We start from the raw sequence: 21,846 nt of genomic DNA on the forward strand, positions 1-21,846 counted from the left end.
CCCTTCTATTCAAGTTTGACTAGACTACTCGGCATGACCGAGAAGACCATCCCGCTCCTTCCGTGCCGGACGATCCAGCCGGTGGTCGATTTCTACACCGCCCTGGGTTTCGAGACGACATTCCTGCAGAAGAGTCCGTACCCGTACGCGGCCGTCGAGCGCGGACCCGTGCAGCTCCAGTTCTTCGGCATGAAGCAGTACGACCCCGCCGAGTCCTACGCGGGCTGCTACATCGTCACCGACGACGTCGACACGCTCCACGCGACGTTCCGCGCCGGCCTCAAGGCGGCGTACGGGAAGATCCCGCTCCGCGGCCTGCCGCGCATCGGGCCGCTCAAGGACATGTCGTACGGGATGCGGCAGTTCCTGATGACCGACCCGGGCGGCAACTCCATCCGGGTCGGGCAGGCGACCAGCAAGGACCAGAGCCTTCGGCCGGTCCCCAAGGAGCCCTTCGACCGGGCCCTGCACATGGCGGATCTCTTCACCGACTCCAAGCAGGACCTGCCGGGAGCGGCGAAGATCATCGACCGCGCACTGGACCTGATCCCGGACGCACGGCCGACCGCCGTCCAGCATCTGCGGCTCCTCGTCCTGCGCGGCGACATCGCACAGCGGCTCGGCGACGACGAGCCGGCGCGCAGGTTCCTCGACCGGGCCGCCGCGCTCCCGCTCACCGATGAGGAAAGGGAGTCGGTGCACGACAGCCTGGCCAGACTGGAGGAGCTGCGGCCTTGGGCCGCGCCCTGACGGCAGGTCCTACGCCCTGCTCCGCGCGCCCTCCTCGGCGACCAGGTCGAACGCGCCCTTACCGTCCAAGGACTCGCGGATGATGTCGGCGTGGCCGGCGTGCCGGCCGATCTCCTCCACCAGGTGGATCATCAGCCAGCGCATGGACACCCGGCCCTCCTTGGGGAACCACGGCGCCTCGGGCAGCGGAAAGGTGTCGTCCAGACTCGGCACCGAGCGGATGAAGGCCTCGGTCTCCTTGGCGACCGTGTCCCAGAAGGCCAGCATGTCCGGGATCGTCTCACCGTCGACCAGACGGAAGCTGTCGCCCCAGGTCTCCTCGGTGCGGGCCTTTTCGTTCGGCCGCTCCTGCGCCATCCGCAGCCAGTTGAGCTCGGTCTCGGCCACATGCTTGAGCAGTCCGGACAACGACAGCTCACTGGCGCTCGGGCGGCTCGCGGCCTGCTCCTCGGTCAGCCCGAGGACCGAGCGGCGGATCGCCCCGCGCTGCGCCTCGACGAAGTTCAGCAGCGCGCCGCGCTCGTCGCCCTGAGCCTCCGCGGGAACGTGAGTGACCATGATGTCCGCCCTTCGAGATCCATCGGAGAGGCCCGTCCGCCCCTCCTTCCGACACGACCAACGCTACGGGCCCTTGCGGACAGGTACTGTCCGCAAGGGCCCGGGTTCCTGGGTGCCTCCAGGATCAGAACGGGAACTGCGAGCGCCCGTGCTGCACCGAGATCCACTTCTGGGTGGTGAACGCGTCGACCATCGAGTCGCCGTTCAGGCGGCCGATGCCCGAGTGCTTCTCGCCGCCGAACGGGACGATCGGCTCGTCGTGGACCGTGCCGTCGTTGATGTGGATCATGCCGGTGTCGATCAGCTTGGCGAGCCGCACACCTCGCTCCACGTCACCCGTGTGCACCGCGCCGCTCAGGCCGTACGGCGTGTCGTTGGCGATCCGGACCGCCTCGTCCTCGCCGTCGAAGGGAATGATCAGCGCCACCGGGCCGAAGATCTCCTGCGACAGGACGGGCGAATTCGCCGGCACCCCGGTCAGCACGGAGGGCGCCACCAGATTGCCGTCGGTGCTCCCGCGCAGCAGGGCCGTCGCGCCGGCCTCGATGGTCTGGTCGACGACGGCGGTGACCGCATCGGCCTGCGAGGAGTTGATGAGCGGCCCGATGTGGGTCTGCGGGTCGGCCGGGTCACCGACCTTGAGCGTCTTGACCTTGGCGACGAACTTCTCGGTGAACTCCTGCTCCACCGAGCGGTCCACCAGAATGCGGTTGGCGGCCATGCACACCTGGCCCTGGTGCACGTACCGGCTGAAGACCGCCGCGTCGACCGCATAGTCGATGTCGGCGTCGTCGAGCACGATCAGCGCGCTGTTGCCGCCGAGTTCGAGGATCGCGTGCTTGAAGTTCGCGGCACAGACGGTGGCGACATGGCGGCCCACCTTGTCGGAGCCGGTGAACGAGATCGCCTTCGGGACCGGGTGCGCGATGAGCGCGTCGCCTATCTCGGCGATGTCGGTGATCACGACATTGAGGAGACCCGCGGGCAGGCCCGCGTCCTCGAAGACCTTGGCCACCAGGGAGCCGCCGCAGATCGGCGTGTTCTGGTGGGGCTTGAGCACCACGGCGTTGCCGAGCGCCAGCGCAGGAGCGACCGACTTGATCGACAGCAGGAAGGGGAAGTTGAACGGGCTGATGACGCCGACCACGCCGACGGGAACGCGGTAGACCCGGTTCTCCTTGCCGTCGACCGGCGAGGGCAGGATCCTGCCTTCGGGCCGCAGCGCCAGCTGGACCGCCTCGCGCAGGAACTCCTTGGCGAGGTGCAGTTCGAAGCCCGCCTTCAGATGCGTGCCGCCGAGCTCCGCGATGATCGTCTCGGCGATCTCCGCCTCGCGGTCCTCGATGATCCTCAGGGCGCGCTCGAAGACCAGACGGCGCGCGTACGGGTTCGTCTGCGCCCACTGGCGCTGCGCGCGCTCCGCCGCCCGGTAGGCCTGGTCCACCTCGTCCGCGGTCGCCACGGGGATCGAGGCCAGCTTCTCCCCGTCGTACGGGTTGAAGTCGATGATGTCCCAGGACCCGCTGCCGGGCCTCCATTCGCCGTCTATGTACTGGTGGGCCAGGTCGGTGAAGAAGGACATGTGATCCCTTACTCCGGAGACGGAAGCACGGACGTCTGATCTTTCTGATGTTGCGTCATCGTACTTGTGTTTCACGTGAGTTGAAGGAGTCCGCGAAGCAGGTCCCGGCTCTCGGCCGGATCCGGACTGTCCTCCTGGAGCCTCTTCATGACCCGCTCGTACTGGGCCACCTCCTCGCGCTTGTCGAGGTAGAGGGCGCTGGTCAGCTGCTCGAGATAGACGATGTCGGAGAGGTCCGACTCAGGGAAGCGCAGCATCGTGAACGCGCCGCTCTCGCCCGCGTGCCCGCCGAAGCTGAACGGCATCACCTGCAGGGTGATGTTCGGCTGCTCGGAGATCTCGATCAGATGCCTCAACTGCCCCTGCATCACGGCCCGGTCGCCGTACGGGCGGCGCAGCGCGGCCTCGTCGAGCACGGCATGGAAGTGGGGGCCCCGCTCGGACACCAGCGTCTTCTGGCGCTCGAGACGCAGCGCGACCCGGCGATCGATCTCGGCCACGGGCGCGTCCGGAATTCCGCGCGTGACGACGGCGTGCGCGTACGCCTCGGTCTGCAGCAGACCGTGCACGAACTGCACTTCGTAGATACGGATGAGCGAGGCGGCGCCTTCGAGGCCGATGTACGTCTGGAACCAGCCCGGCAGCACATCGCCGAAGCTGTGCCACCAGCCGGTGACATTGGCCTCCTTGGCGAGGCCGAGCAGGGACTCCCGCTCGATGTCGTCCGCCACCCCGTAGAGGGTGAGCAGGTCCTCGATGTCCCGTGCCTTGAAGCTCACCCGGCCCAGCTCCATGCGGCTGATCTTGGATTCGGACGCGCGGATGGAATATCCGGCGGCCTCACGGGTGATGCCTTTGGATTCCCGCAGCCGCCTCAGCTGCGAGCCCAACAGGATGCGTCGCACCACAGAACCTCCGCCCGGGCCGTCGCCTCGGGGGTAACCCCACGACTCGCCTGCCGTCACGGCTACAACCCTCCCCATCGCTGCCTCTTCGTAGTGACCCGATGTGCTCGATGTGCGTGATGTGCCCGGCCCGAAGCCCGGTCCTCGATGCCGGCTCGACTCTTTCGCGAGATCCCCCCGAATCCCAAGAGCCGGATTCTGCCACCAAACGCTTCAGCCCGTACACATGCGATTACGGAAACGGGAAGCGGCCGGGCAGGACCCCGGAAGAGGATCGCGGAAGAAATGAGCAAGAACCGGCACGGGCATGGACAGGTCAGGCGCGTGCACGTGCATCTGCCCTTGCATCTGCCCTACGCATTCGCAACCATGGTCCTCGCGCACCTGCGTGCTCGTTCGTGTTGTAGCGCCACAGCCGCGATTTCCGGGAGTGCCTCGCATGGGGACGAATGGATCGACCATGCTCGAGCCGTTACGGCAGGGGCTTCCGCCGATCGATCCCGCGGCCGTCTCCAGCTCCGCCTCGTGCGCCCTTCCCGCCCGCTACGAAGCGGTCCGCGGAGCCCGCCGGTTCACGAGGACGACGCTCGGCAAGTGGGAACTCGACGACCGCTTCGACGATGTCGCGCTGGTCGTGTCCGAACTCGTCACCAACGCACTGCGGCACGCCGTGCCCGCCCCCGACGCCGCGCGCGAGCCGGCCCAGGAACCTGCGGTACGGCTGCATCTGATGCGCTGGACGAGCCGCCTGGTGTGTGCGGTCCGCGACCCCAGCCAGGACGGCCCGGCGACCCGCGAGACCGACGAGGACTTCTCCGCGGAGTCGGGCCGCGGGCTCTTCCTGGTCGATTCCTTCAGCGACGGCTGGGGCTGGCACCCGCTCGCCGGTTCGCTGCACGGCAAAGTGGTCTGGGCACTGTTCCGCGTGGGCAAGCCCGCGTGAGCCGCGGCCGGTGACCGTCCCCGGCCGTCAGGCTCCCGCGATCAGATGGTCGAACTCCCCGTCCTTGACGCCCAGAAGCAACGCTTCTATCTCCGCCGGCGTATAGACGAGTGCGGGGCCGTCGGGGTGCCGCGAGTTGCGCATCGCCACGTCACCGCCGGGCAGCTTGGCGAACTCCACACAGGAGCCTTGCGAGTTGCTGTGCCTGCTCTTCTGCCAGACGACCCCCTGAAGCTCCGTGGCCGCCATGCCGTTGTACACGTGGTGCACAAGTCGCTCCCGGGATGCAAGGTGCAGGTGTCAACTATCCCGGATCATAGCTGTGTTCATATGCCGATGCATGAGCGGCTGCACGGGCAGATGCACGTGCACGTGGGGTGTTCCCCTGGTTACAGGCGGGGGCGCTCCGGGCGTCGGTGAGTCCCCTCGTAGAGACAGACGCACGGGAAGCCCGTTCGGCTCACTGCGTCGTGATCCTCGGTCAGATCTGCCGGAAGTCCTCCTGGTAGCTTGGCGCGGTCCTGCAACCGACCAGGGGGAAATGAGACATGCGCAAGCTCGTACGTACATCGGCGGCCGCGGCCGGTCTTCTCGCCGCGCTCGCGCTGACCGGATGCGGCAGCGACGATGGCGGCGACAACGGCACGCCCAAGGCTTCGGCTTCGCCGGGCGAGTCGGGCGACAACGGCAGTGGCGGCGGCGAGAGCGCGAGCCTCGAGGGCGCCTGGACGGGCATGGCCGACGGTGGGCCCGTCGCGCTGTCCGTCTCGGGCACGGCCGCATCGATCGTCGCGGACGGTCACGCCTGCACCGGCCAGGTGAAGGACATGGGCGGCGAGCCGATGCTGTCGCTGAAGTGCGCGGACGGGAACACCGACCGCACGATGGGCGCGATCGAGTCCAACGACGGCAAGACCCTGGTCATCTCCTGGGACGCCGGGAAGAAGGACACGCTGGAGAAGGCGGACCCCGGCAAGCTGCCGGAACTCCCCACCGATCTGCCCACGGACCTCCCGACCGGCTGACGGGCCCGCCACCGGCATCGCGCAGGAGCGCTGCGCCCCGGGCCGCGGAATCCGCACGGGTCCGCGGCCCTTTGCCTGCCCGCGGGTTGCCGGTGCGGGGTGTCCGGACGCACCACCGCACCGGCCGGCTTCACCGGGTGGGTGCGGCGCCGGCAGTCCGGCAAGCAGCGGTACGGCGCGGCCTGACGGGCTCCGCCGCTGGTGGGGAGGGCGTGGCCGGGCCGGCCAGGATGCCTGCACGTCGGGCCGGTCGCGTCACCGCCGGTCGTCGCCGGCACGCGTCCCGCCCAGCCGGCGCCGGCCTCCCGCGACCTCGGCCCGGTCCGCCGCAGCCGTGCCGTCCTGCCAGCCGCCGAGGTCGGTGACGCCGCGGACCCGTGTGGTCGTGGTCTCGGGGAACATCCGGTCCGCGCGGTCCGCCACCGCCACGTCCCGCGAGGCCAGGACCGGCAGCAGGTCCTGGGTGACCACCTCGTCGGCCACCGCCGACAGATGCTCGCCGAGCCGGGTCGCGTACGCCATCAGGAAGGACTGGCGGAAGGTCTTCGTGCGCTTGCGGCCGCCCGCGCGCTGCGCCGCCTCGGCACGGGTCATGGCCGTCGTGCCCTGGACGAGGAGCGAGGTGTGGAGCAGCTCGACCGACTCCAGGTCCCCTTCGAAGCCGACGACCGTCGAGAAGCCGAAGGCGCTGTTCCACACCGCGCGGCAGCGGTTCGCCGAGGCCACGGCATCGAGAAGGATCGCCTTGGCCGTCTCGTACGGCGCGTCCACGCCGATCCGGCAGGCGGAGGGGGTCTCGGGGCTGTGCGTGCGCGCAGCCAGCAGCGCGTCGTCGATGCTGTGGCGCGCCATCAGCTCCTGCGCCTTCGCCGTGAGCGCCTCCGCCTCCTCCGGGTAGCCCGTCGCCTCGGCCTTCGCGAGCAGCGCGCGGACACGGGAGAGCATGCGCGGTTCGTGCGGCGACGGTACGGAGAGCAGGGCGGCCGTGCCCGGGGGCGGCGCGACCGGCTCGATCCGCGGGAGGCGGACCAGCAGCCGGAACAGCTCGAGCACGGCCGTCGCGCGGGAGAAACGGTCCGCCCGGTAGGGGGCGACGCCCGACAGTTCGGCGAGCTGCGCCTGCCAGCGCGGCGCGAGCCGAGTGCCGTACCGCGTCGACTCTCCCGTGATCAGCTCAGCCGCCAGCCGCTCATGCGGCTCGTCGAGGTCACGGCGTACGAGGCGTACGACATCGGCCGGCTGCCAGCCGCGCTCCCAGGCGCCGCGGACGTACTCCTCGCCGCGCCGCCGCAGCTCGTCGTCGGCGGCCGGATCCGCGGCCAGCAGCGACGCGCCCGTGTCGAGCCCCTCGTCGCCGTCCGCGTACAACGCTGCGGCCAGTGCCTTCCCGACCGTGCCGACCTCACTCACACCTCAGATGGTCCCACGGGGTAGGGCAGGCCCTACCTGCCGGACGCCCCCCAGTGGTCGTGATCCGCGTGCCGCGGGACGCAAGCCTTGAGGCATGACCTCAACTGCCGTACGGCTCACCGCACTCCGACGCGTCCACCGCGACGTCACGGCGCTCGACGGTGTCGACCTCGACCTCCCCAGCGGCTCCTTCACCGCCGTCATGGGGCCTTCCGGCTCCGGCAAGTCGACGCTGCTGCAGTGCGCCGCCGGACTCGACCGGCCCACCTCCGGGCGGGTGGAGATCGACGGCACCGACCTCGGCGGGCTGAGCGAGCGCCGCCTGACACTGCTGCGGCGGGACCGGATCGGGTTCGTGTTCCAGTCGTTCAATCTGCTGCCGTCGCTGACGGCCGCGCAGAACGTCGCCCTGCCGCTGCGGCTGGCCGGCAGGCGGCCGTCCCGTGCGGCGGTGCGGGAGGCCTTGACGCAGGTGGGTCTGGAGGGACGCGCGGGGCACCGCCCGGGGCAGCTGTCCGGCGGCCAGCAGCAGCGTGTGGCCCTGGCGCGGGCGCTGATCACCCGGCCGGCCGTGCTCTTCGGCGACGAGCCGACGGGAGCGCTGGACACGGTCACGAGCCGCGAGGTGCTGACGCTGCTCAGGGCGATGGTGGACCGGGAGGGTCAGACCGTCGTGATGGTCACCCACGACCCGGTGGCGACGGCGTTCGCGGACCGGGTCGTGCTGCTGGTCGACGGCCGGATCGCCGGCGAGCTCACCACGCCCACGGCCGGGCAGGTCGCGTCGCACCTGGCGGGTCTGGAGACGGCGCGGAGCTCGGGTCCCGAGACGGCGCGGTGCCCGGATCCGGAGACCGCGCGGTGCTGACGCCGTCGCCCGCACCACGTCCGGCCGCCTCACGTCCGGCCGCGACCCGTCAGGCCGTGCGCCCGGGCGCTCCCGTGCCCGCCCCGGCCGTCCCCTCACCCCGAGCCGCCGACGTCCGCCCGTCGGGCGGCGGACCCCTGAGACCGGAGGACATCTCGTGCTGATCGTCGCCCTCTCCGCCCTGCGTGCCCGCTGGACCACGTTTGTCGCGAGTTCCGTCGCGCTGGCGCTCGGCGTCGGGCTGATCGCCGCGATGGGGCTCGGCCTCGCCTCCACTCTCGACGCTCCTGAACGCGCACCACAGCGGTTCGCCGCATCTCCCGTCGTGGTCATGGGACAGGACACCCTCTCGGTGGACGTGCGGCGGGGACCCGGAACCGCCCGTGTCACCCACAGGCTCGCCCATCCACACCCTGTGGACCCGGACCTCCTGGGCGAGCTGCGTGGCCTCGGCCCCCTCGTGCGCCAAGGCGGACCCGACGCGGTCGGGGTGGACGCCCCGGCCGCGACCGTGCGCGCGGTCGTCGGCGACCGCGCCCAGGTGCTCACCGGGGACGAGCGCCGCCGTGCCGACCCCGGACAGGAGCGGGACGCGCAGGCGCTGATCTCGGTGAACTCGCTGCTCGGCACCGCCGGTGGTGTGTCCGCATTCGTCTCCGTCTTCGTCGTCGCGTCGACGTTCGCCTTCGCGGTGGCCCTGCGCAGAAGGGAGTTCGGGCTGCTGCGGACGGCGGGCGCGACGCCCGGCCAGATCCGCCGGCTGCTGCTGACCGAGGCCCTCGTCATCGGCACGATCGCCTCCGCAGCCGGCTGTGCGCTCGGCGCCTGGGGCGCACCGCGGCTCGCACGGCTCCTGGTCGCCGGGGAGATCGCCCCACAGTGGTTCACGATCCGCGCGGACGTGAACTGGCCGTTCCATGCCGCCTTCTGGACGGGTCTGGCCGTGGCCCTCACCGGCGTGTGGGCCGCATCGCGCCGGGCCGGCCGCATCGGCCCAGCCGAGGCGCTGCGCGAGGCGGACGTGGACAGCGGCACGATGCCGCTCGGGAGACTGCTGGCCGGGATCGCCCTGGCGGGAGCGGGCATCGGGCTGCTGGTCTGGGGGCTCGCCACCGATCCCGCCGACCTGCTGAAGCGCAAGACCTACACCACCCGGCCGATGGTCCTGATCACCGCGGTGGCGCTGCTCGCCCCGCTGCTCGTACGCCGTACGGTCCGGCTGCTGCCGCTGCCCGGGGCCACCGGGATGCTCGTACGGGAGAACACCGCCACCTCTCTGCGCCGTACCGCCGCGGTCGCCGCGCCCGTGCTGGTCACCGTCGCCCTGGCCGGATCGCTGCTCGGTTCGGCCCGGAGCGTGACGGCGTCGAAGGCGGCCGAGGCACGGGAGCAGACCTCCGCCCAGCTCATCGTCACGGGTGACGACCTGAAGCAGGCCGGCGTGCCGGGCGCGACGCTCTCCGCGTCCGCGTCGACCGCCGTCCACGTACGGGAGGAAGGCACGGCCCTCATCAGGTCCGAGGCTCGGGCGGTCGCCGACCCGGCGGCGTTCGCGGACCTGGCCCGGCTCCCTGTCGCAGCCGGTGACCTGCGGGACCTCGACGACGGGTCGATCGTCGTCAACGAGGAGTGGGAGCGGCACACGGTCGGCGAGCGTGTCGACGTCTGGCTCGGCGACGGCCGCGCGGTCACGCTGCGGATCGCGGCAGTGCTGGCCACCGGGACGGGCAGCAACGGCGCGTACATCACCGCCGCCAACGCACCGACCGCTCCGGTCGACCGGATCGACGTACGGATCGGGGCGGGAGCGGGTCCGCGGGTGGCCGCCCGACTGCGCGCCGCCACCGGCGGAACGGTGCGCCCGGTGGCCGAGTGGGTCGCCGACACCCACCCCCGCACCGGTCCGCAGACCCGTCTCGGGCTGCTCGTCGTCCTCGGTATCGCCCTCGTCTACACGGCGATCGCCCTCGCGGGCACGCTGCTGATGGCCACCGCGGCGCGCACCGGTGAACTGAAGTCCCTGCGGCTGGCCGGCGCCACCCGCGCCCAGGTCCTGCGCGTCGTGGCGGGCGAGGCGCTGCTCGCCGTGGCCGTCGGCGGGGTACTGGGCGCGGCGGTCACGGCCGTCAACCTCGCGGGGCTCGGCGCGGCGCTGGCGTCGCTCTCGGCACCCGTGACGATTGCGGTGCCGTGGGGGACGGCGGGTCTCGCGCTCGGTGCGTGCGCGGTGATCGCACCCGTGACGGCGCTGCTCAGCTGCCCGCGGGTACGCCGCTGAGGTTCCGTCCCCGACGACGAAGTCCCGTGCCGTGAAAGCCGTTCCCGAAACGGCGGCGCGTCCCACCCGCGGCGGGTGGGACGCGTCCTCAGGCTCGTTCAGACGCCCCGCAGCGTCTTCTTGGCCAGCTCGTAGGCCGGAAGCATCGATTCGTGCTCCTGCGAGTCCAGTCCGCCCAGGTGCACGACCACCACACCCTTCGGGGCCGCGACGGCGAACGCCCGCTCCTTCTTCGGCCCGTCCTGGAACTCGCTGTTGCTGAGGTACGAGATCTCGACCGCGTCGAACGCACCGGCCTTCGTCTCGGTGTACTTCTCGTCCTCGCGGTCCTTCGACTCCTCCGCGACGAACCCCTCCAGAGCCTTGCGCAGATCGTCGCCCTGCTTGCCTCCGGTCCACACCCGGATGTAGCCGACGCTTCCCGCCGGCTTCGCGTCGATCTCGCAGGCGAGCGAGACCGCGCCCTGGCTGAATCCGGCCTGAACGGCCTCCGGCTTCCAGGACTTGGCAAGGTCGAAGGTGACGGGCAGGGCACACGGCGAACCCGCACCGCCGACCGAGCCGCCCTTCTCGGCGGCCTTCGCGCCGCCGTCGCCCTTGCCGCCCGCCCTGCCGCTGTCCCCATCGGCGTCCTTGCCGCCCTTGGCGCTCGATGCCCCGTTCGCCGGCCGGCCTGCTTCCGGCTCGGCCGTACAGCCGGTCACCGACCCGAGCAGCAGCGCCGCCGGAACAACTGCGAGGCCCACACCTGACATCAGACCTCGTACCGCACTGCGCACCATGGATCCCCACCCTGTGAATGTCACGCTCATGCCGAGTCGCGTGCGCCGGTCATATGCCGCGCCGGGCCATCCTAGAGAGGCCGTTCCGAAGAGGCCGTTCCAGCCTGGAGATATCGGGAAAGGACCCGGGATGGGTGTGAACAAGGACCGGATGCTCGCGGGCGAGTGGTACCTCCCCGACGACCCCGAACTGGCCGCGGACAACGAGCGGCGCGTCGAACTCTGCGCCGCGTACAACACCGGCGGCGCGGGGGCCGCCGGGCGGGAGCGGATCCTCACCGAACTGCTCGGCTCGCTGGGCAAGGACGTCCGCATCCGGCCGCCGTTCCAGTGCGACTACGGCCGGTACATCAGCATCGGCGACCGTACGTTCATCAACTTCGGCGCGGTCCTCCTCGACGCCGCGCCCATCACGATCGGGGCCGACGTCCAGATCGGGCCGAACGTCCAACTCCTCACCCCTACCCATGAGCTGGACACCGAGCGCCGCCGGGCCGGCTGGGAGAGGGCAGTCCCCATCACGATCGGCGACAACGTGTGGCTGGGCGGCGGGGTGATCGTCTGCCCAGGCGTCACCATCGGCGAGAACACCGTGGTCGGAGCAGGGGCGGTGGTCACCAAGGACCTGCCGGCCGGGGCGCTCGCCGTCGGCAACCCGGCCCGCGTGATCCGCACGCTCTCCCCCGGCACGTCCGCCGGCGGAGGCTGCGCTCCCGTCACGGAGTGAGCACCAGCTTCCCCCGGGCACGACCCGCCTCGCTCAGCGTCTGGGCCTTCGCCGCGTCCCGCAACGGGTGGGAGCTGTCGATCCGGATCCGCAGCCTGCCGTCCGCCGCCAGCCGGGCATGCCCGGCCAGTGCGCGCTCCGGAGCCTTGCTGCCGCCCGAGGAGAACGTCACCCCGTGCTTGGCCGCGTCGGGGTCGGCGATGGTGACGATCCGGTCCGTCGTGCCGCCGCGCAGGACGACGGAGTCCGCGAGCGCGCCCCGGCCCGCCGCGTCGAGGACGGCGTCGACACCGTCGGGAGCCAGCGCGCGGACCCGCTCGACCAGACCCTCCCCGTATGTGACCGGGACGGCACCGAGCTCCCTGAGGTAGTCGTGGTTCCCCGGCGACGATGTGCCGATCACGCGTACGCCGGCCGCGGTCGCGAGCTGCACCGCCGCCGATCCGACCACCCCGGCGGCGCCGTGCAGAAGAAGGGTCTCGCCGTCCCGCACCCCGAGGAGGTCCAGCACACGCGCGGCGGTCTCGGTCGCCACCGGCAGCGCCGCCGCGTCGGCCCAGTCCAGGCCGGCGGGCTTGGGGGCGTACGACTCGCTCAGCGCGTACTGGGCATAGGCACCCGTGGCGGTCCAGCCCAGGACCTCGTCGCCGACCGCCGTACCGGTCACGCCCTCGCCGACCTCGTCGACGATCCCGGCGAACTCCAGGCCGGGCGTGCTGGGCAGCGGGGTCGGGAACTGCTCCTCCATCCAGCCGTTGCGGATCTTGTGATCGAGCGCGTTGACCCCGGCCGCCATGACTCTGACCCGTACCTGACCCGGTCCTGCGTGCGGCTCCTCCGCCTCGGTGAATCGCAGCACCTCGGGTCCGCCGAACTCTTCGAAGACGATCGCTTCCATGTCTGGCTCCTTCCGCCGCAGTCAACCTTCGGGTGGTGAGGACACAGATCAGGCCCGCCTTTCGGACAGTTGCACCTGTCCGAAGGAACGGCCGCCGAGGGGAGCCGCCCCCGTACGCTGACAGGCATGGAGCACTCCGGACTCACCCCGTCCGCGCCGGCGGCGTCCGCGCTGGCCGCCGCCCAGGACGTGATCCGGCAGCCGCTGGGCCAGGTGCTGCCCCGGCTGTCGGCCACCGTGGCCCCGCTCGTCCCGCATCTGGCGGTGGCCGAACGATCCACGCACTGCGCGCACTCCCCGTTCAAGTCTCACACCGCAGCAGGCGTCCCGGACGGCGCGGTCGGGCGGATCACCTCCGCCGAGCTGGACCCGCTCGTCGCCTCCGTGTCCGCGGGCAGCCCCTGGCAGGGCACGGCCCACATCGGCGGGGCGGACCGCCCGGTACTCGCCGTGGCCAGCGAGGCGACCGACCGCGGCGCGCTGCTGGTGCTCGTACGTGCCGACGACGGTCCGCTCGCCGCGTCGGACACCGCCGTCGTCCAGGCCTTGTGGGACCTGGTGACCAGCCACTTCGACCGGCTGGTCACCGAGGCGCTGCCCGGCACGCTCGCCCGGTCGCGGGCCTCGGCCGGCGAGCGGGCCCGGGTGATCGCCGAGCTGAGCGAGAACCACGCGACCGCGCTGTCCGGCCTGCTGAGCGTGCTGCGCAGCCGGAACCTGGACGACGCGGCGGCCCGCGCCACCGCCGTCGACCTGGCCGTCACCGCCCTGGTGGACCTGCGCGCGGAGACCGAACGGGACCGGGCCGTCGCCGAGGAGCCGGCCACCGACGCCTTCGCCCGGCTCACCGACTCCCTGCGGCCGCTGGTGCGCCACAGCCCGGTCAGGCTGGAGTTCGGCGCACCCGAGTCGGCCCGCCCGCTGGCCGCGGACGTGGCACATGCGGCGCGGGCGGTCGTACGGGCCATGCTGCTCACCTGCCTGGATCAGGACGCGGTGAGCCGCGTCCATGTCGGCTGGTCGCTGGCCGACACGGAACTGCGGGCGACCGTACGGGACGACGGCCCCGGTGCCCTGTCGGCGTGCAGCCTCGGACCGCAGCGGGTCGGCGAGCGGCTGGAGGCGCTGGGCGGCCGGCTGGACGTTGACGCGGTGCCGGGCTGGGGAACGACGGCGACGGCGACCTTCCCGCTGGGCACGCCGCAGGCCGCGCCCGAGGACCCGCTGGCGCCACTGGGCGCACGGGAGCTGGAAGTGCTCACGCATCTGGCGCGCGGCCACCGCAACCGCGTGATCGCGCAGGAGCTGCACATCAGCGAGTCGACGGTGAAGTTCCATGTCGCGAACATCCTCACCAAGCTGGGGGTCGCCACCCGCGGCGAGGCGTCGGCCATGTTCCACGCGGTGGCGTAGGGCTCGGTGGCGTGCCCCTCGGCTGTCGGACCCGCCTGTCAGACTCGCGCTCGTGAGCGAACGATGGGCTGTGGCCGCGGAAGGGGACGGAGCGCTGCTCGTCCCCCTCGGCCCCGACGGCCTGCCCGCGGGACCGGTCGTCGCGGAGCCCGATCTCGCCGAGGCGGTCCGGTCCCGGCCGCAGGTGGGGCGCTGGGTGTGGCGGTCCACGGCCGAGATCTATCCGCGGCTGCTGGCCGCCGGCGTCCGGGTCGAGCGGTGTTACGACATCGAGGACGCGGAACAGCTCCTGCTCGGCCACGAAGGGCGGCTGGGCGAGCCCCGCTCGGCTGCCGCCGCCTTCGCCCGTCTGCACCACGCCCCCGTACCGCCCGATCCGCCGCAGAGGGCGGCCGAGCCCGGCTCGCAGTCGTCGCTGTTCGAGCCGCAGCCGGTCGCCGTGCCGCTGGCGGCACTGCTCGATGTCTACGCCGACCAGCAGCGACGGAACGACGCCGCCGAGCACCCGGCACGGATGCGGCTGCTGACCGCTGCCGAGTCCGCGGGAATGCTGGTGGCCGCAGAGATGAACCGCTCGGGGCTGCCGTGGCGGGCGGACGTGCACCGCGAGGTGCTGCACGAGCTGCTCGGCGAGCGGTACGCGGGCGGGGGCGAGCCGCGCCGGCTCGCGGAGCTGGCCGACGAGGTGTCGGCGGCCTTCGGGCGCCGGGTGCGTCCCGACCTTCCCGCGGATGTGGTGAAGGCCTTCGCGCAGGCCGGGATCCGCGTGAAGTCGACCCGGCGCTGGGAGCTCGAGGGCCTCGGCCATCCGGCGGTGGAGCCGCTGATCCGGTACAAGAAGCTGTACCGCATCTGGACCGCGCACGGCTGGAGCTGGCTCCAGGACTGGGTGCGCGACGGCCGGTTCCGGCCCGAGTACCTGCCCGGGGGCACGGTCTCCGGCCGCTGGACGACCAACGGGGGCGGAGCGCTTCAGATCCCGAAGGTCATCCGGCGCGCGGTGGTCGCGGACGACGGCTGGAAGCTCGTGGTCGCCGACGCCGACCAGATGGAGCCGCGGGTGCTCGCCGCGATCTCCCGTGACCCGGGCCTGATGGAGGTGGCCGGGCACGAGGGCGATCTGTACTCCGTCCTGTCCGACCGGGCCTTCTCCGGCGACCGCGACCATGCCAAGATCGCTCTGCTGGGCGCGATCTACGGCCAGACCTCGGGGGACGGTCTGAAGAACCTGGCCGCGCTGCGCCGCAGATTCCCGCAGGCCGTGGCCTATGTGGACGATGCGGCCAGGGCGGGCGAGGAAGGCCGGCTGGTACGCACCTGGCTGGGGCGCACCAGTCCGCGCGCGGCCGGCGCGGGCGAAGACGAAGAGGCCGGCATCCCGCAGGAGGGCGAGGACCCCGGCCCGTCGGCTGACGGCGAGTTCACGCCCGGCTACGCATCGACGAACGCCCGTGCGCGGGGCCGTTTCACCCGGAACTTCGTGGTGCAGGGCAGCGCCGCCGACTGGGCGCTGCTGATGCTGGCCGCCCTGCGCCAGGCACTGGCCGGCATGCGCGCGGAGCTGGTGTTCTTCCAGCACGACGAGGTGATCGTGCACTGCCCGGCCGAGGAGGCGGATCACGTGACGAAGGCGATCCGCGCGGCCGGTGAGCTGGCCGGGCGGATCGCCTTCGGGGAGACGCCGGTGCGGTTTCCGTTCACCACGGCGGTGGTGGAGCGCTACTCCGACGCGAAGTAGGCACGCGATGGGGCTACTTGTACGTGAGCCAGCTCTTGTCGAGCGCGATCTTCTTGAGCTGCGCCATGGTCAGCGCGGGCTCGGGGCGGCTGGCGTCCTGACCCTGGCCGGGCGCGTTGAACGCCATGACCACCACGCGGAAGCCGTCCGTGCGCACCGTGTCGACGGTCCAGCCGACCGTACCCCCGCCGCCCTTCTGGTCGGGGTCCGCCTGCTGCTCCTCCATGACCCGGGTGCCGTCCGGCTCCGTCGTGACCGACCCGGTCCAGTGTCCCGGTACGTCCGACATGCCGGACTGGACGTTGACCTGGATGAAGCTCTTGCCCTTGCCGTCGTCGACGACCACGAAGCCGTAGCCGCTGTCACCGCCCTTGTCGGTGACCTTCATACCCTCGGGGAGCATCGAGGCGAGGGTCTTGTGCGCCGCGTCGGCGCTCGTCCCGCCGCCCTGGCCGGCGGGCTTCCCGGCCGGTTCGGCCGCCGTCTTCGCGTAGTCCTCGGCGATCGGCTTCCATGCCCCGGCCGTGACCAGGGCCTTCATCTGGGACGGGGTCAGCGGCGGGTTGGGCCGGGAGACGGCTGTGCCCTTCTCGCCGGGCGCGTTGTACTCAGTGGCGTCGAACAGCACACCGGCCGGCGTGACCAGGGTGGCGCGCCAGTTCTTGGTCGCCACGCGCTTGTCGGGGTACACGTACCCCTGGAACAGCATGTACTTGGAGCCGTCGGCGAGGGTCTCGGACGTGCAGTTGTCGTGCGGGACCAGCGCCTTGGAAGGGCAGGTCACCCATTCCTCGGCTTCCTCGCTGGCCGGGACGACGGTGTTCAGGGACAGCACGACGGCCGCGGCACCTCTGCCGTCGTCGAACACGACGGAGGCGTACGGCGGCATGGACCTGCCCCCGGGCCCCGCTTCCAGTCCGCGCCCGTTCTCCTGGCGGATCCTCCCCTCGGGCAGGAGGCTCTTGAGCGTGCCGAGCATCCGCTCCTCGGTGACGGCGCCCGCGGATCCGTCCTTCTTGTCCTTCCCGGCCGGATCCGACGGGGAGGCGATCTCGACGGCGCCGTCCTCGCCGCCCCCGTCGAAGGCGCCGCCTGTGTACGCACCGGTCACACCCACCACGGCCAGCGCCAGCACGCTGCCGGTCACGGCCGCCGCGCGGCGCCGGGCGAGCCGTCGGCGGCCGCGCGTCAGCCCTCCTTCGACCAGCGAGGGCCGGTCCGTGGGCCGGAGAGTCTCACCGGTGCGGTGCAGTGCCTGGCCGAGCTCGTCTTCGAAAGGCATGGGGAACCACGCTCCCTGATCAGATACGGACGTAACAAGACCCCTCGGGGGCCCGGGGGGAAGGCCGGGCCCCCGCTCCCGCCGCGCGGGGGCACGTGGACGTGCGCGTCAGTGCGCCGCGAACTCCACCAGGCTGCCGCCGAGTTGCTCGCGCAGCCTCGCGAGCGCGCGCACCGCTCTGGTGCGTACGGCGGCCGAGCTGACGTTCAGGGCGTCGGCGGTCTCCTCGATGCTGCGGTCCTCCCAGTACCGCAGCACCACCACCGCCCGGTCCTTGGGCGCCAGTTGGCCGAGCGCGCCCAGCAGCGCGATGCGCAGCGCCGGGTCCTCGCCGGACTCCGGGGCGGTGTCGGGAAGTTCGCCGACCGGGCGCTCGGTGGCCGAGCGCCGTCGCTTGTGCGTGAGGAAGACACGCACGAGAACGGTCTGCGCGTAGCCCGCCGGGTTCTCGATCCGGGAGACGCGGCCCCACAGCACGTACATCCGGCCCAGCGTCTCCTGCACCAGGTCCTCGGCGAGATGGGTGTCACCGCTGGTGAGGAGGCAGGCGGAGCGGTACAGATGGGCGGCGCGGCCGGCCGCGAACTCCCTGTACTGCTCGGCGCGGGACGCTCCCATACTCGTTTCCACTCTCCCCGTCGTACGTCGGCGACCCCTTCACCTCATTGACGCGCCGACGCCCGCGAAATGTTTCAGACGTCTTTTCAGGCGGCTGTCAGGCGGCTGTTCGTGCGCCTCGCCACGCATCTGTTCACGCCCCGACGTACTCCCGCAGATGCTCCGCCGTGAGCGTGTCCCCGTGTGCCACCAGATCGGCGGGTGTGCCGGTGAAAACCACCCGGCCGCCGTCGTGTCCGGCGCCCGGGCCGAGGTCGACGAGCCAGTCGGCGTGGGCCATCACGGCCTGGTGGTGCTCGATGACGATCACCGTGTTGCCCGCGTCGACGAGCCGGTCGAGCAGCGCCAGCAGCTGGTCCACGTCGGCCAGGTGCAGTCCGGTCGTGGGCTCGTCCAGGACATACGTCGCCGCCTTCTCTCCGTGCCCGTACCGGCTCAGCACGTCACCCATGTCTACGCACTTCTTGCCGGACTGGACCACCCGTCGAAGCCGGACAGCCCGCTCCCCGGGGGCACACAGGGAGCCGACCCGGGCGGCAAGTGGCCGAAGCGGGAGTGGACGGTGGAGGACTTCAAGGCCCTGATCGCCACGAAACTCCCGTCGGTGCAGCGGGTTGCGGCGCTGCTCGACCTCCTCGCGGCCGACCCGGGCCGGTCCTTCAGCACCACGGCCGTCGTCGCCCGCCTGGACTGCGACCGCAGCCGGCTCAAGGGAGCCCTGTCCGCGTTCACGCGTCATGTGCACGCGCACTACGACCGCGGGAACTGGCCGATGCAGTTCGTGTGGGGCACGGACCCTGACTCCGACTTCGAGGCCGAGGCGTTCTACCGCCTCGACGAGAGCAACGCCGCTTCCTGGAAGGCCGCCCGGGCGACGGAGGTCTGACGACCACGCCGACGCCGCCCGTGCGGTGAGGCGGACGGCTCGAGACAGTCCGGGCGCCGCGTCCACGGCAGCACGCCGCGTCCGGACCGAGCCGTCCTACGGCATCAGTTCCAGCGGGTCGTACTGATGCGGCCGGTCCCCGACCCACTCCGTCCACGTCGGGTCCTCCAGCAGCTCCCCCTCGTCAGGCAGCCCCGCCTGCCGCAGGAACTCGACCACATCTCCGTCCGAGTGCGCCAGCCCCATGATCCGTCCCCGTACGGTCACCCGTCGGCCGCCCGACGGGGAGATCCGGTGCACGACGATCGGCTGGCTCCCGGCCATACCCCCAGCGTGCACCCCTCGGGCGCGCAGCGGCACACCGAACGGAAGTGCCCAGGTCAGCGAGGACGGGGCCGGGCTGATGGACCGGATACGGCCCGGCAACCGGCTGCCGTGACGAGGGCCACCCCGCGTGTGCCGTGCCCGGATCGCCGTCGGGAGGCCCGGCCCGCGCTCCGTTGACACGGCCAGTGACCGTTGCTTTGCTTGCAGCAAGCGCTTCCCCCGGCATTGGAGCGTCAGGTGCACATCTCGCGTCGCACCCTGCTGTCCATGTTCCCCGCGGCCACCGTGGCAGCCGCCGCTCAGCCGTCGGCACATGCCGCGCCGCAGCCGAGAGCCGACACCGACGCCGAGGGCACTCCCTCCGACCATGCCGCCCTGATCCGCAACACGGTCGCCGTATTCGCCGGCACCGCCGAGTCCAACGCCCGGCCGGATGTCGCTCCGAAGACAGCGTCGATCGAATCGACGGCACGCGCCCGGCTCACCGCGATGGACGGCGCGGGACGGAACGAGCTCTTCGCCGGCATCCCGCTCGGCACGAGCGACCCGAATCTGAACAGGTCGTTCCAGTACCTGTACGAGATCGCTCTCGCCACCCGCACACCCGGCCCCGCCCCCTCGGAGCTGCGCGACAACCCCGCGGTCCAGCGACGGGTGATCGACGGCCTGCGCCACCTCCACGAGACCTACTACGGCGACCAGTCGAAGGGCTACTACGGCAACTGGTTCACCTGGGAGATCGGCATCTCCGCCCACGTGAGCAAGATCCTTGTCCTCCTCAAGGACGAGCTGACGGCGTACCGGCCCGATCTCGCCGCCGCCTACGCGGCCTCCATGGACGCGTACCTGCGCAACGGCACGGACGGCGACGTGGACCTCGACTCCCGCTTCCACACCGGCGCGAACCTGGCCGACATCACGACGAACCGGATCCTCCAGGGCGCCGCCCTCGGCGACGACGCCCGCATCAGGAAGGCCGTCGCCGACCAGCTGACCGTCTTCGCGACGATCGACCCGTACGAGCTCCGACACGGCGTCACCGACGGCTTCTACGCGGACGGTTCCTTCATCCAGCACGCCTCTGTCGCCTACACGGGCTCCTACGGCAAGGGCCTGCTCAGCCGTGTCGTGCAGACGGTCAAGATCCTCGACGGCACGGGGTACGTCCCCGCCGGGGATCTCATCGGTGCCGTCCGGCGATGGGTGGTCGACGGCTTCGCCCCGCTGATCTTCGAGGGCTGGATGATGGAGATCGTGAAGGGCCGGGGGGTCTCCCGGACGACCACCGGCTACACCGATGTCGCGGCCGTCGTCGAGGCCGTCGTCGACCTCTCCACGTATGCGACAGGCGCCGACGCCGAGGCGCTCAAGGGCTACGTCACGTATGTGCGGCAGTCCTCGAAGGCAGCCCTGGACCCGACAGTTTTCGTCTCCCCGGCCAGCATCGCCCGCTACACCGACATCCTCGCTTCCGGGGCCCCCGCGAAGGACCTCACGCCCGCCCATTGCCACATCGCGTTCAACGCGATGGACAGGACCGTCCACCGACGGCCCGGCTACGCCTTCGCCCTGGCCCGCAGCTCCGCACGGATCAGCAAGTACGAGTACATGAGCGGCGAGAACCTCATGCCCTGGTTCCAGGGCGACGGCGCCCACCACCTCTACCTCTCCGGCCAGGACCAGACCCGGTCCTACGGCGTCGACCACTACACCGCCGTCCCGCCCCACCGCCTGTCCGGCGTCACCGCCCCCGTGGAGATGCGCCGCACCGTCCCTGAGCTCTACGGCACGCTGTGGTACGACAACCCGGAACGCGGCTTCACCCCGTCGTCCGAGCCGCAGAACACCTACGTCTACTTCCCCCGTGGCACCAACACGTACTCCGGCGGCACCCGTCTCGGCGCATACGGCGCGGCAGGCCACGTGCTGGCGGACGACGTCGCGTACGCCGCGAAGCAGAACGGCACGCTTCCCGACGACTTCGTCGTCCACCGGGGCGCCCGCGCCACGAAGTCGTGGTTCATGCTCGACGACGAGATCGTCGTGCTCGCCGCCGGAGTGGGCGACCCGGAGGGCCGCGCGGTCGCGACGACGGTCGACAGCCGGATCGCCGGGCCGGCGGACACCGTCACGCTCACCGGACGGCTGCGCAACGGCACGCCCTGGTCCGGCACCGGCACGGCCCCGCTCGCCTGGCTGCGCTATGCCAACGCCGACGAGAACGCCGCGGTCGGATATGTCTTTCTGGCCGGCCCCGGGCCGACGGTCGCACTCGAGACCGTCACCCGCAGCCGCCGCGTCGTCCGCCTGTCCAACCCGGACTCGCCGGTGAGCAAGCAGGTCTTCACCGTGGCCGTCGAACAGCCGCCCGCCGCGCCGCTCACCTCCATGGCGCACCTGCTCGTACCGAACGCCTCCGAACGGCAGTTGGCGTCGTACGCCCACGGCCCCGTGTCCGTCCTGGCCAACACCGTCCGCGTCCAGGCCGTCAAGCACGCACGGCTGGGCCTGGTCGCCGTCAACGTCTTCGCACCGGGCAGGCACCGGGCCGAGCGTGTGTCGACCGACGGCCCGGCGTCGGTGATTCTCCGGAGGGCACCCGACGGCACCACCTCGATCGCCGTGTCCGACCCGACGATGGCCCGCAGGTCGGTCTCGGTGACCGTCCACGGCCGGCCCATGAGGACCCTTTCGTCGGACGCCGGTGTCCGCACCCACCGGGTCCCTGGCGGCACCCGTATCGACGTCACGACACACCATGCCCACGGCCGGAGCTTCGGGGCCACGCTGCGGTAGGCACGCGACCGGTGCGGTAGGGGCCCGGACTCCGGACCCGGACCCGGCTTCGACCCGCGC

At 71.6% G+C, this 21,846-nt stretch carries 20 protein-coding genes and 1 pseudogene; 10 read left to right on the plus strand and 11 right to left on the minus strand.

What is annotated here, in order from left to right; all coding sequences use genetic code 11:
- The first annotated feature begins 33 nt into the window (after positions 1-33).
- On the plus strand, positions 34-750 hold the full coding sequence (locus OHS70_RS16380; protein ID WP_328398137.1) for a VOC family protein: 717 nt from the start codon (positions 34-36) through the stop codon (positions 748-750).
- A 9-nt stretch (positions 751-759) separates the two neighbouring features.
- On the opposite strand, the gene OHS70_RS16385 is transcribed toward OHS70_RS16380, so the two are convergent.
- The 3 genes from OHS70_RS16385 to OHS70_RS16395 all read right to left on the minus strand — a co-directional run bounded on the left by OHS70_RS16385 (position 760) and on the right by OHS70_RS16395 (position 3,795).
- Positions 760-1,308: a DinB family protein gene (locus tag OHS70_RS16385; protein WP_328398139.1), complete on the minus strand. Its 549-nt coding sequence runs from the start codon at positions 1,306-1,308 to the stop codon at positions 760-762.
- Positions 1,309-1,432: 124 nt separating this feature from the next.
- The gene (locus tag OHS70_RS16390) at positions 1,433-2,890 is read right to left on the minus strand and encodes an aldehyde dehydrogenase family protein (protein WP_328398141.1); all 1,458 of its coding nucleotides are present in this window, start codon (positions 2,888-2,890) and stop codon (positions 1,433-1,435) included.
- 71 nt (positions 2,891-2,961) lie between these two features.
- Positions 2,962-3,795 carry a helix-turn-helix domain-containing protein gene (locus OHS70_RS16395; RefSeq protein WP_328405666.1) on the minus strand — a complete coding sequence of 278 codons (834 nt, stop codon included), beginning with the start codon at positions 3,793-3,795 and terminating at the stop codon, positions 2,962-2,964.
- Positions 3,796-4,234: 439 nt separating this feature from the next.
- Here OHS70_RS16395 and OHS70_RS16400 point away from each other — a divergent pair, with 439 nt between their 5' ends.
- Positions 4,235-4,738 carry an ATP-binding protein gene (locus OHS70_RS16400; RefSeq protein ID WP_328398143.1) on the plus strand — a complete coding sequence of 168 codons (504 nt, stop codon included), beginning with the start codon at positions 4,235-4,237 and terminating at the stop codon, positions 4,736-4,738.
- A gap of 27 nt (positions 4,739-4,765) precedes the next feature.
- Here the strand turns inward: OHS70_RS16400 and OHS70_RS16405 are convergent, their stop codons facing one another.
- Positions 4,766-5,008 (minus strand): DUF397 domain-containing protein, encoded by a 243-nt coding sequence (locus OHS70_RS16405; RefSeq protein WP_328398145.1) that lies wholly within the window; start codon positions 5,006-5,008, stop codon positions 4,766-4,768.
- 278 nt (positions 5,009-5,286) lie between these two features.
- On the opposite strand from OHS70_RS16405, the gene OHS70_RS16410 reads away from it, so the two are divergent.
- Positions 5,287-5,763 carry a hypothetical protein gene (locus OHS70_RS16410; protein ID WP_328398147.1) on the plus strand — a complete coding sequence of 159 codons (477 nt, stop codon included), beginning with the start codon at positions 5,287-5,289 and terminating at the stop codon, positions 5,761-5,763.
- 255 nt (positions 5,764-6,018) lie between these two features.
- Here the strand turns inward: OHS70_RS16410 and OHS70_RS16415 are convergent, their stop codons facing one another.
- Complete coding sequence (locus OHS70_RS16415; protein ID WP_328398149.1) at positions 6,019-7,173, minus strand: DUF2786 domain-containing protein; 1,155 nt, start codon at positions 7,171-7,173, stop codon at positions 6,019-6,021.
- Between the two features lie 94 nt (positions 7,174-7,267).
- On the opposite strand from OHS70_RS16415, the gene OHS70_RS16420 reads away from it, so the two are divergent.
- Positions 7,268-8,041 carry an ABC transporter ATP-binding protein gene (locus OHS70_RS16420; protein ID WP_328398151.1) on the plus strand — a complete coding sequence of 258 codons (774 nt, stop codon included), beginning with the start codon at positions 7,268-7,270 and terminating at the stop codon, positions 8,039-8,041.
- 157 nt (positions 8,042-8,198) lie between these two features.
- Entirely contained in the window at positions 8,199-10,319 is a 2,121-nt protein-coding gene (locus tag OHS70_RS16425) for an FtsX-like permease family protein (protein WP_328398153.1), read from the plus strand.
- Positions 10,320-10,417: 98 nt separating this feature from the next.
- Here OHS70_RS16425 and OHS70_RS16430 read toward each other — a convergent pair whose 3' ends face one another.
- Positions 10,418-11,131: a lipoprotein gene (locus OHS70_RS16430; protein ID WP_328398155.1), complete on the minus strand. Its 714-nt coding sequence runs from the start codon at positions 11,129-11,131 to the stop codon at positions 10,418-10,420.
- Between the two features lie 100 nt (positions 11,132-11,231).
- Between OHS70_RS16430 and OHS70_RS16435 the strand changes: the two genes are divergently transcribed.
- A complete protein-coding gene (locus tag OHS70_RS16435) occupies positions 11,232-11,828 on the plus strand; it encodes a sugar O-acetyltransferase (protein WP_328398157.1) in 597 nt (198 codons plus the stop codon).
- On the opposite strand, the gene OHS70_RS16440 is transcribed toward OHS70_RS16435, so the two are convergent.
- Positions 11,818-12,726: an NADP-dependent oxidoreductase gene (locus OHS70_RS16440; RefSeq protein ID WP_328398159.1), complete on the minus strand. Its 909-nt coding sequence runs from the start codon at positions 12,724-12,726 to the stop codon at positions 11,818-11,820. The genes OHS70_RS16435 and OHS70_RS16440 overlap by 11 nt on opposite strands.
- Positions 12,727-12,852: 126 nt before the next feature.
- Here OHS70_RS16440 and OHS70_RS16445 point away from each other — a divergent pair, with 126 nt between their 5' ends.
- Together OHS70_RS16445 and OHS70_RS16450 are read left to right on the plus strand one after the other, a co-directional pair.
- Positions 12,853-14,139, plus strand: a complete 1,287-nt coding sequence (locus OHS70_RS16445) for a helix-turn-helix transcriptional regulator (protein ID WP_328398161.1) — start codon at positions 12,853-12,855, stop codon at positions 14,137-14,139.
- 52 nt (positions 14,140-14,191) lie between these two features.
- Positions 14,192-15,877 carry a bifunctional 3'-5' exonuclease/DNA polymerase gene (locus OHS70_RS16450; RefSeq protein ID WP_328398163.1) on the plus strand — a complete coding sequence of 562 codons (1,686 nt, stop codon included), beginning with the start codon at positions 14,192-14,194 and terminating at the stop codon, positions 15,875-15,877.
- A 13-nt stretch (positions 15,878-15,890) separates the two neighbouring features.
- Here the strand turns inward: OHS70_RS16450 and OHS70_RS16455 are convergent, their stop codons facing one another.
- The 3 genes and pseudogenes from OHS70_RS16455 to OHS70_RS16465 form a co-directional block, all read right to left on the minus strand.
- Positions 15,891-17,159 carry a hypothetical protein gene (locus tag OHS70_RS16455; RefSeq protein ID WP_328398165.1) on the minus strand — a complete coding sequence of 423 codons (1,269 nt, stop codon included), beginning with the start codon at positions 17,157-17,159 and terminating at the stop codon, positions 15,891-15,893.
- Positions 17,160-17,267: 108 nt separating this feature from the next.
- Positions 17,268-17,777, minus strand: a complete 510-nt coding sequence (locus tag OHS70_RS16460; protein ID WP_328398167.1) for a SigE family RNA polymerase sigma factor — start codon at positions 17,775-17,777, stop codon at positions 17,268-17,270.
- 133 nt (positions 17,778-17,910) lie between these two features.
- Positions 17,911-18,195, minus strand: a pseudogene (locus OHS70_RS16465) (excinuclease ABC subunit UvrA); the annotation flags it as partial.
- 3 nt (positions 18,196-18,198) lie between these two features.
- Here OHS70_RS16465 and OHS70_RS16470 point away from each other — a divergent pair.
- Complete coding sequence (locus tag OHS70_RS16470) at positions 18,199-18,663, plus strand: hypothetical protein (protein WP_328398169.1); 465 nt, start codon at positions 18,199-18,201, stop codon at positions 18,661-18,663.
- Between the two features lie 96 nt (positions 18,664-18,759).
- Here OHS70_RS16470 and OHS70_RS16475 read toward each other — a convergent pair whose 3' ends face one another.
- Entirely contained in the window at positions 18,760-18,987 is a 228-nt protein-coding gene (locus OHS70_RS16475; protein WP_328398171.1) for a hypothetical protein, read from the minus strand.
- 240 nt (positions 18,988-19,227) lie between these two features.
- Between OHS70_RS16475 and OHS70_RS16480 the strand changes: the two genes are divergently transcribed.
- On the plus strand, positions 19,228-21,786 hold the full coding sequence (locus OHS70_RS16480; RefSeq protein WP_328398173.1) for a polysaccharide lyase family 8 super-sandwich domain-containing protein: 2,559 nt from the start codon (positions 19,228-19,230) through the stop codon (positions 21,784-21,786).
- Positions 21,787-21,846 lie beyond the last annotated feature (60 nt).

The sequence above is a fragment of the Streptomyces sp. NBC_00390 genome (assembly GCF_036057275.1).
Taxonomy (GTDB): Bacteria; Actinomycetota; Actinomycetes; order Streptomycetales; family Streptomycetaceae; genus Streptomyces.

What these genes read in the sequence shown, in the direction of transcription:
- OHS70_RS16380 (WP_328398137.1), top strand. Translation starts at nt 34, where the DNA reads ATGACCGAGAAGACCATCCCGCTCCTTCCGTGCCGGACGATCCAGCCG.
- OHS70_RS16385 (WP_328398139.1), bottom strand. Translation starts at nt 1,308, where the DNA reads ATGGTCACTCACGTTCCCGCGGAGGCTCAGGGCGACGAGCGCGGCGCG.
- OHS70_RS16390 (WP_328398141.1), bottom strand. Translation starts at nt 2,890, where the DNA reads ATGTCCTTCTTCACCGACCTGGCCCACCAGTACATAGACGGCGAATGG.
- OHS70_RS16400 (WP_328398143.1), top strand. Translation starts at nt 4,235, where the DNA reads ATGGGGACGAATGGATCGACCATGCTCGAGCCGTTACGGCAGGGGCTT.
- OHS70_RS16410 (WP_328398147.1), top strand. Translation starts at nt 5,287, where the DNA reads ATGCGCAAGCTCGTACGTACATCGGCGGCCGCGGCCGGTCTTCTCGCC.
- OHS70_RS16420 (WP_328398151.1), top strand. Translation starts at nt 7,268, where the DNA reads ATGACCTCAACTGCCGTACGGCTCACCGCACTCCGACGCGTCCACCGC.
- OHS70_RS16430 (WP_328398155.1), bottom strand. Translation starts at nt 11,131, where the DNA reads ATGAGCGTGACATTCACAGGGTGGGGATCCATGGTGCGCAGTGCGGTA.
- OHS70_RS16435 (WP_328398157.1), top strand. Translation starts at nt 11,232, where the DNA reads ATGGGTGTGAACAAGGACCGGATGCTCGCGGGCGAGTGGTACCTCCCC.
- OHS70_RS16440 (WP_328398159.1), bottom strand. Translation starts at nt 12,726, where the DNA reads ATGGAAGCGATCGTCTTCGAAGAGTTCGGCGGACCCGAGGTGCTGCGA.
- OHS70_RS16445 (WP_328398161.1), top strand. Translation starts at nt 12,853, where the DNA reads ATGGAGCACTCCGGACTCACCCCGTCCGCGCCGGCGGCGTCCGCGCTG.
- OHS70_RS16455 (WP_328398165.1), bottom strand. Translation starts at nt 17,159, where the DNA reads ATGCCTTTCGAAGACGAGCTCGGCCAGGCACTGCACCGCACCGGTGAG.
- OHS70_RS16460 (WP_328398167.1), bottom strand. Translation starts at nt 17,777, where the DNA reads ATGGGAGCGTCCCGCGCCGAGCAGTACAGGGAGTTCGCGGCCGGCCGC.
- OHS70_RS16475 (WP_328398171.1), bottom strand. Translation starts at nt 18,987, where the DNA reads ATGGCCGGGAGCCAGCCGATCGTCGTGCACCGGATCTCCCCGTCGGGC.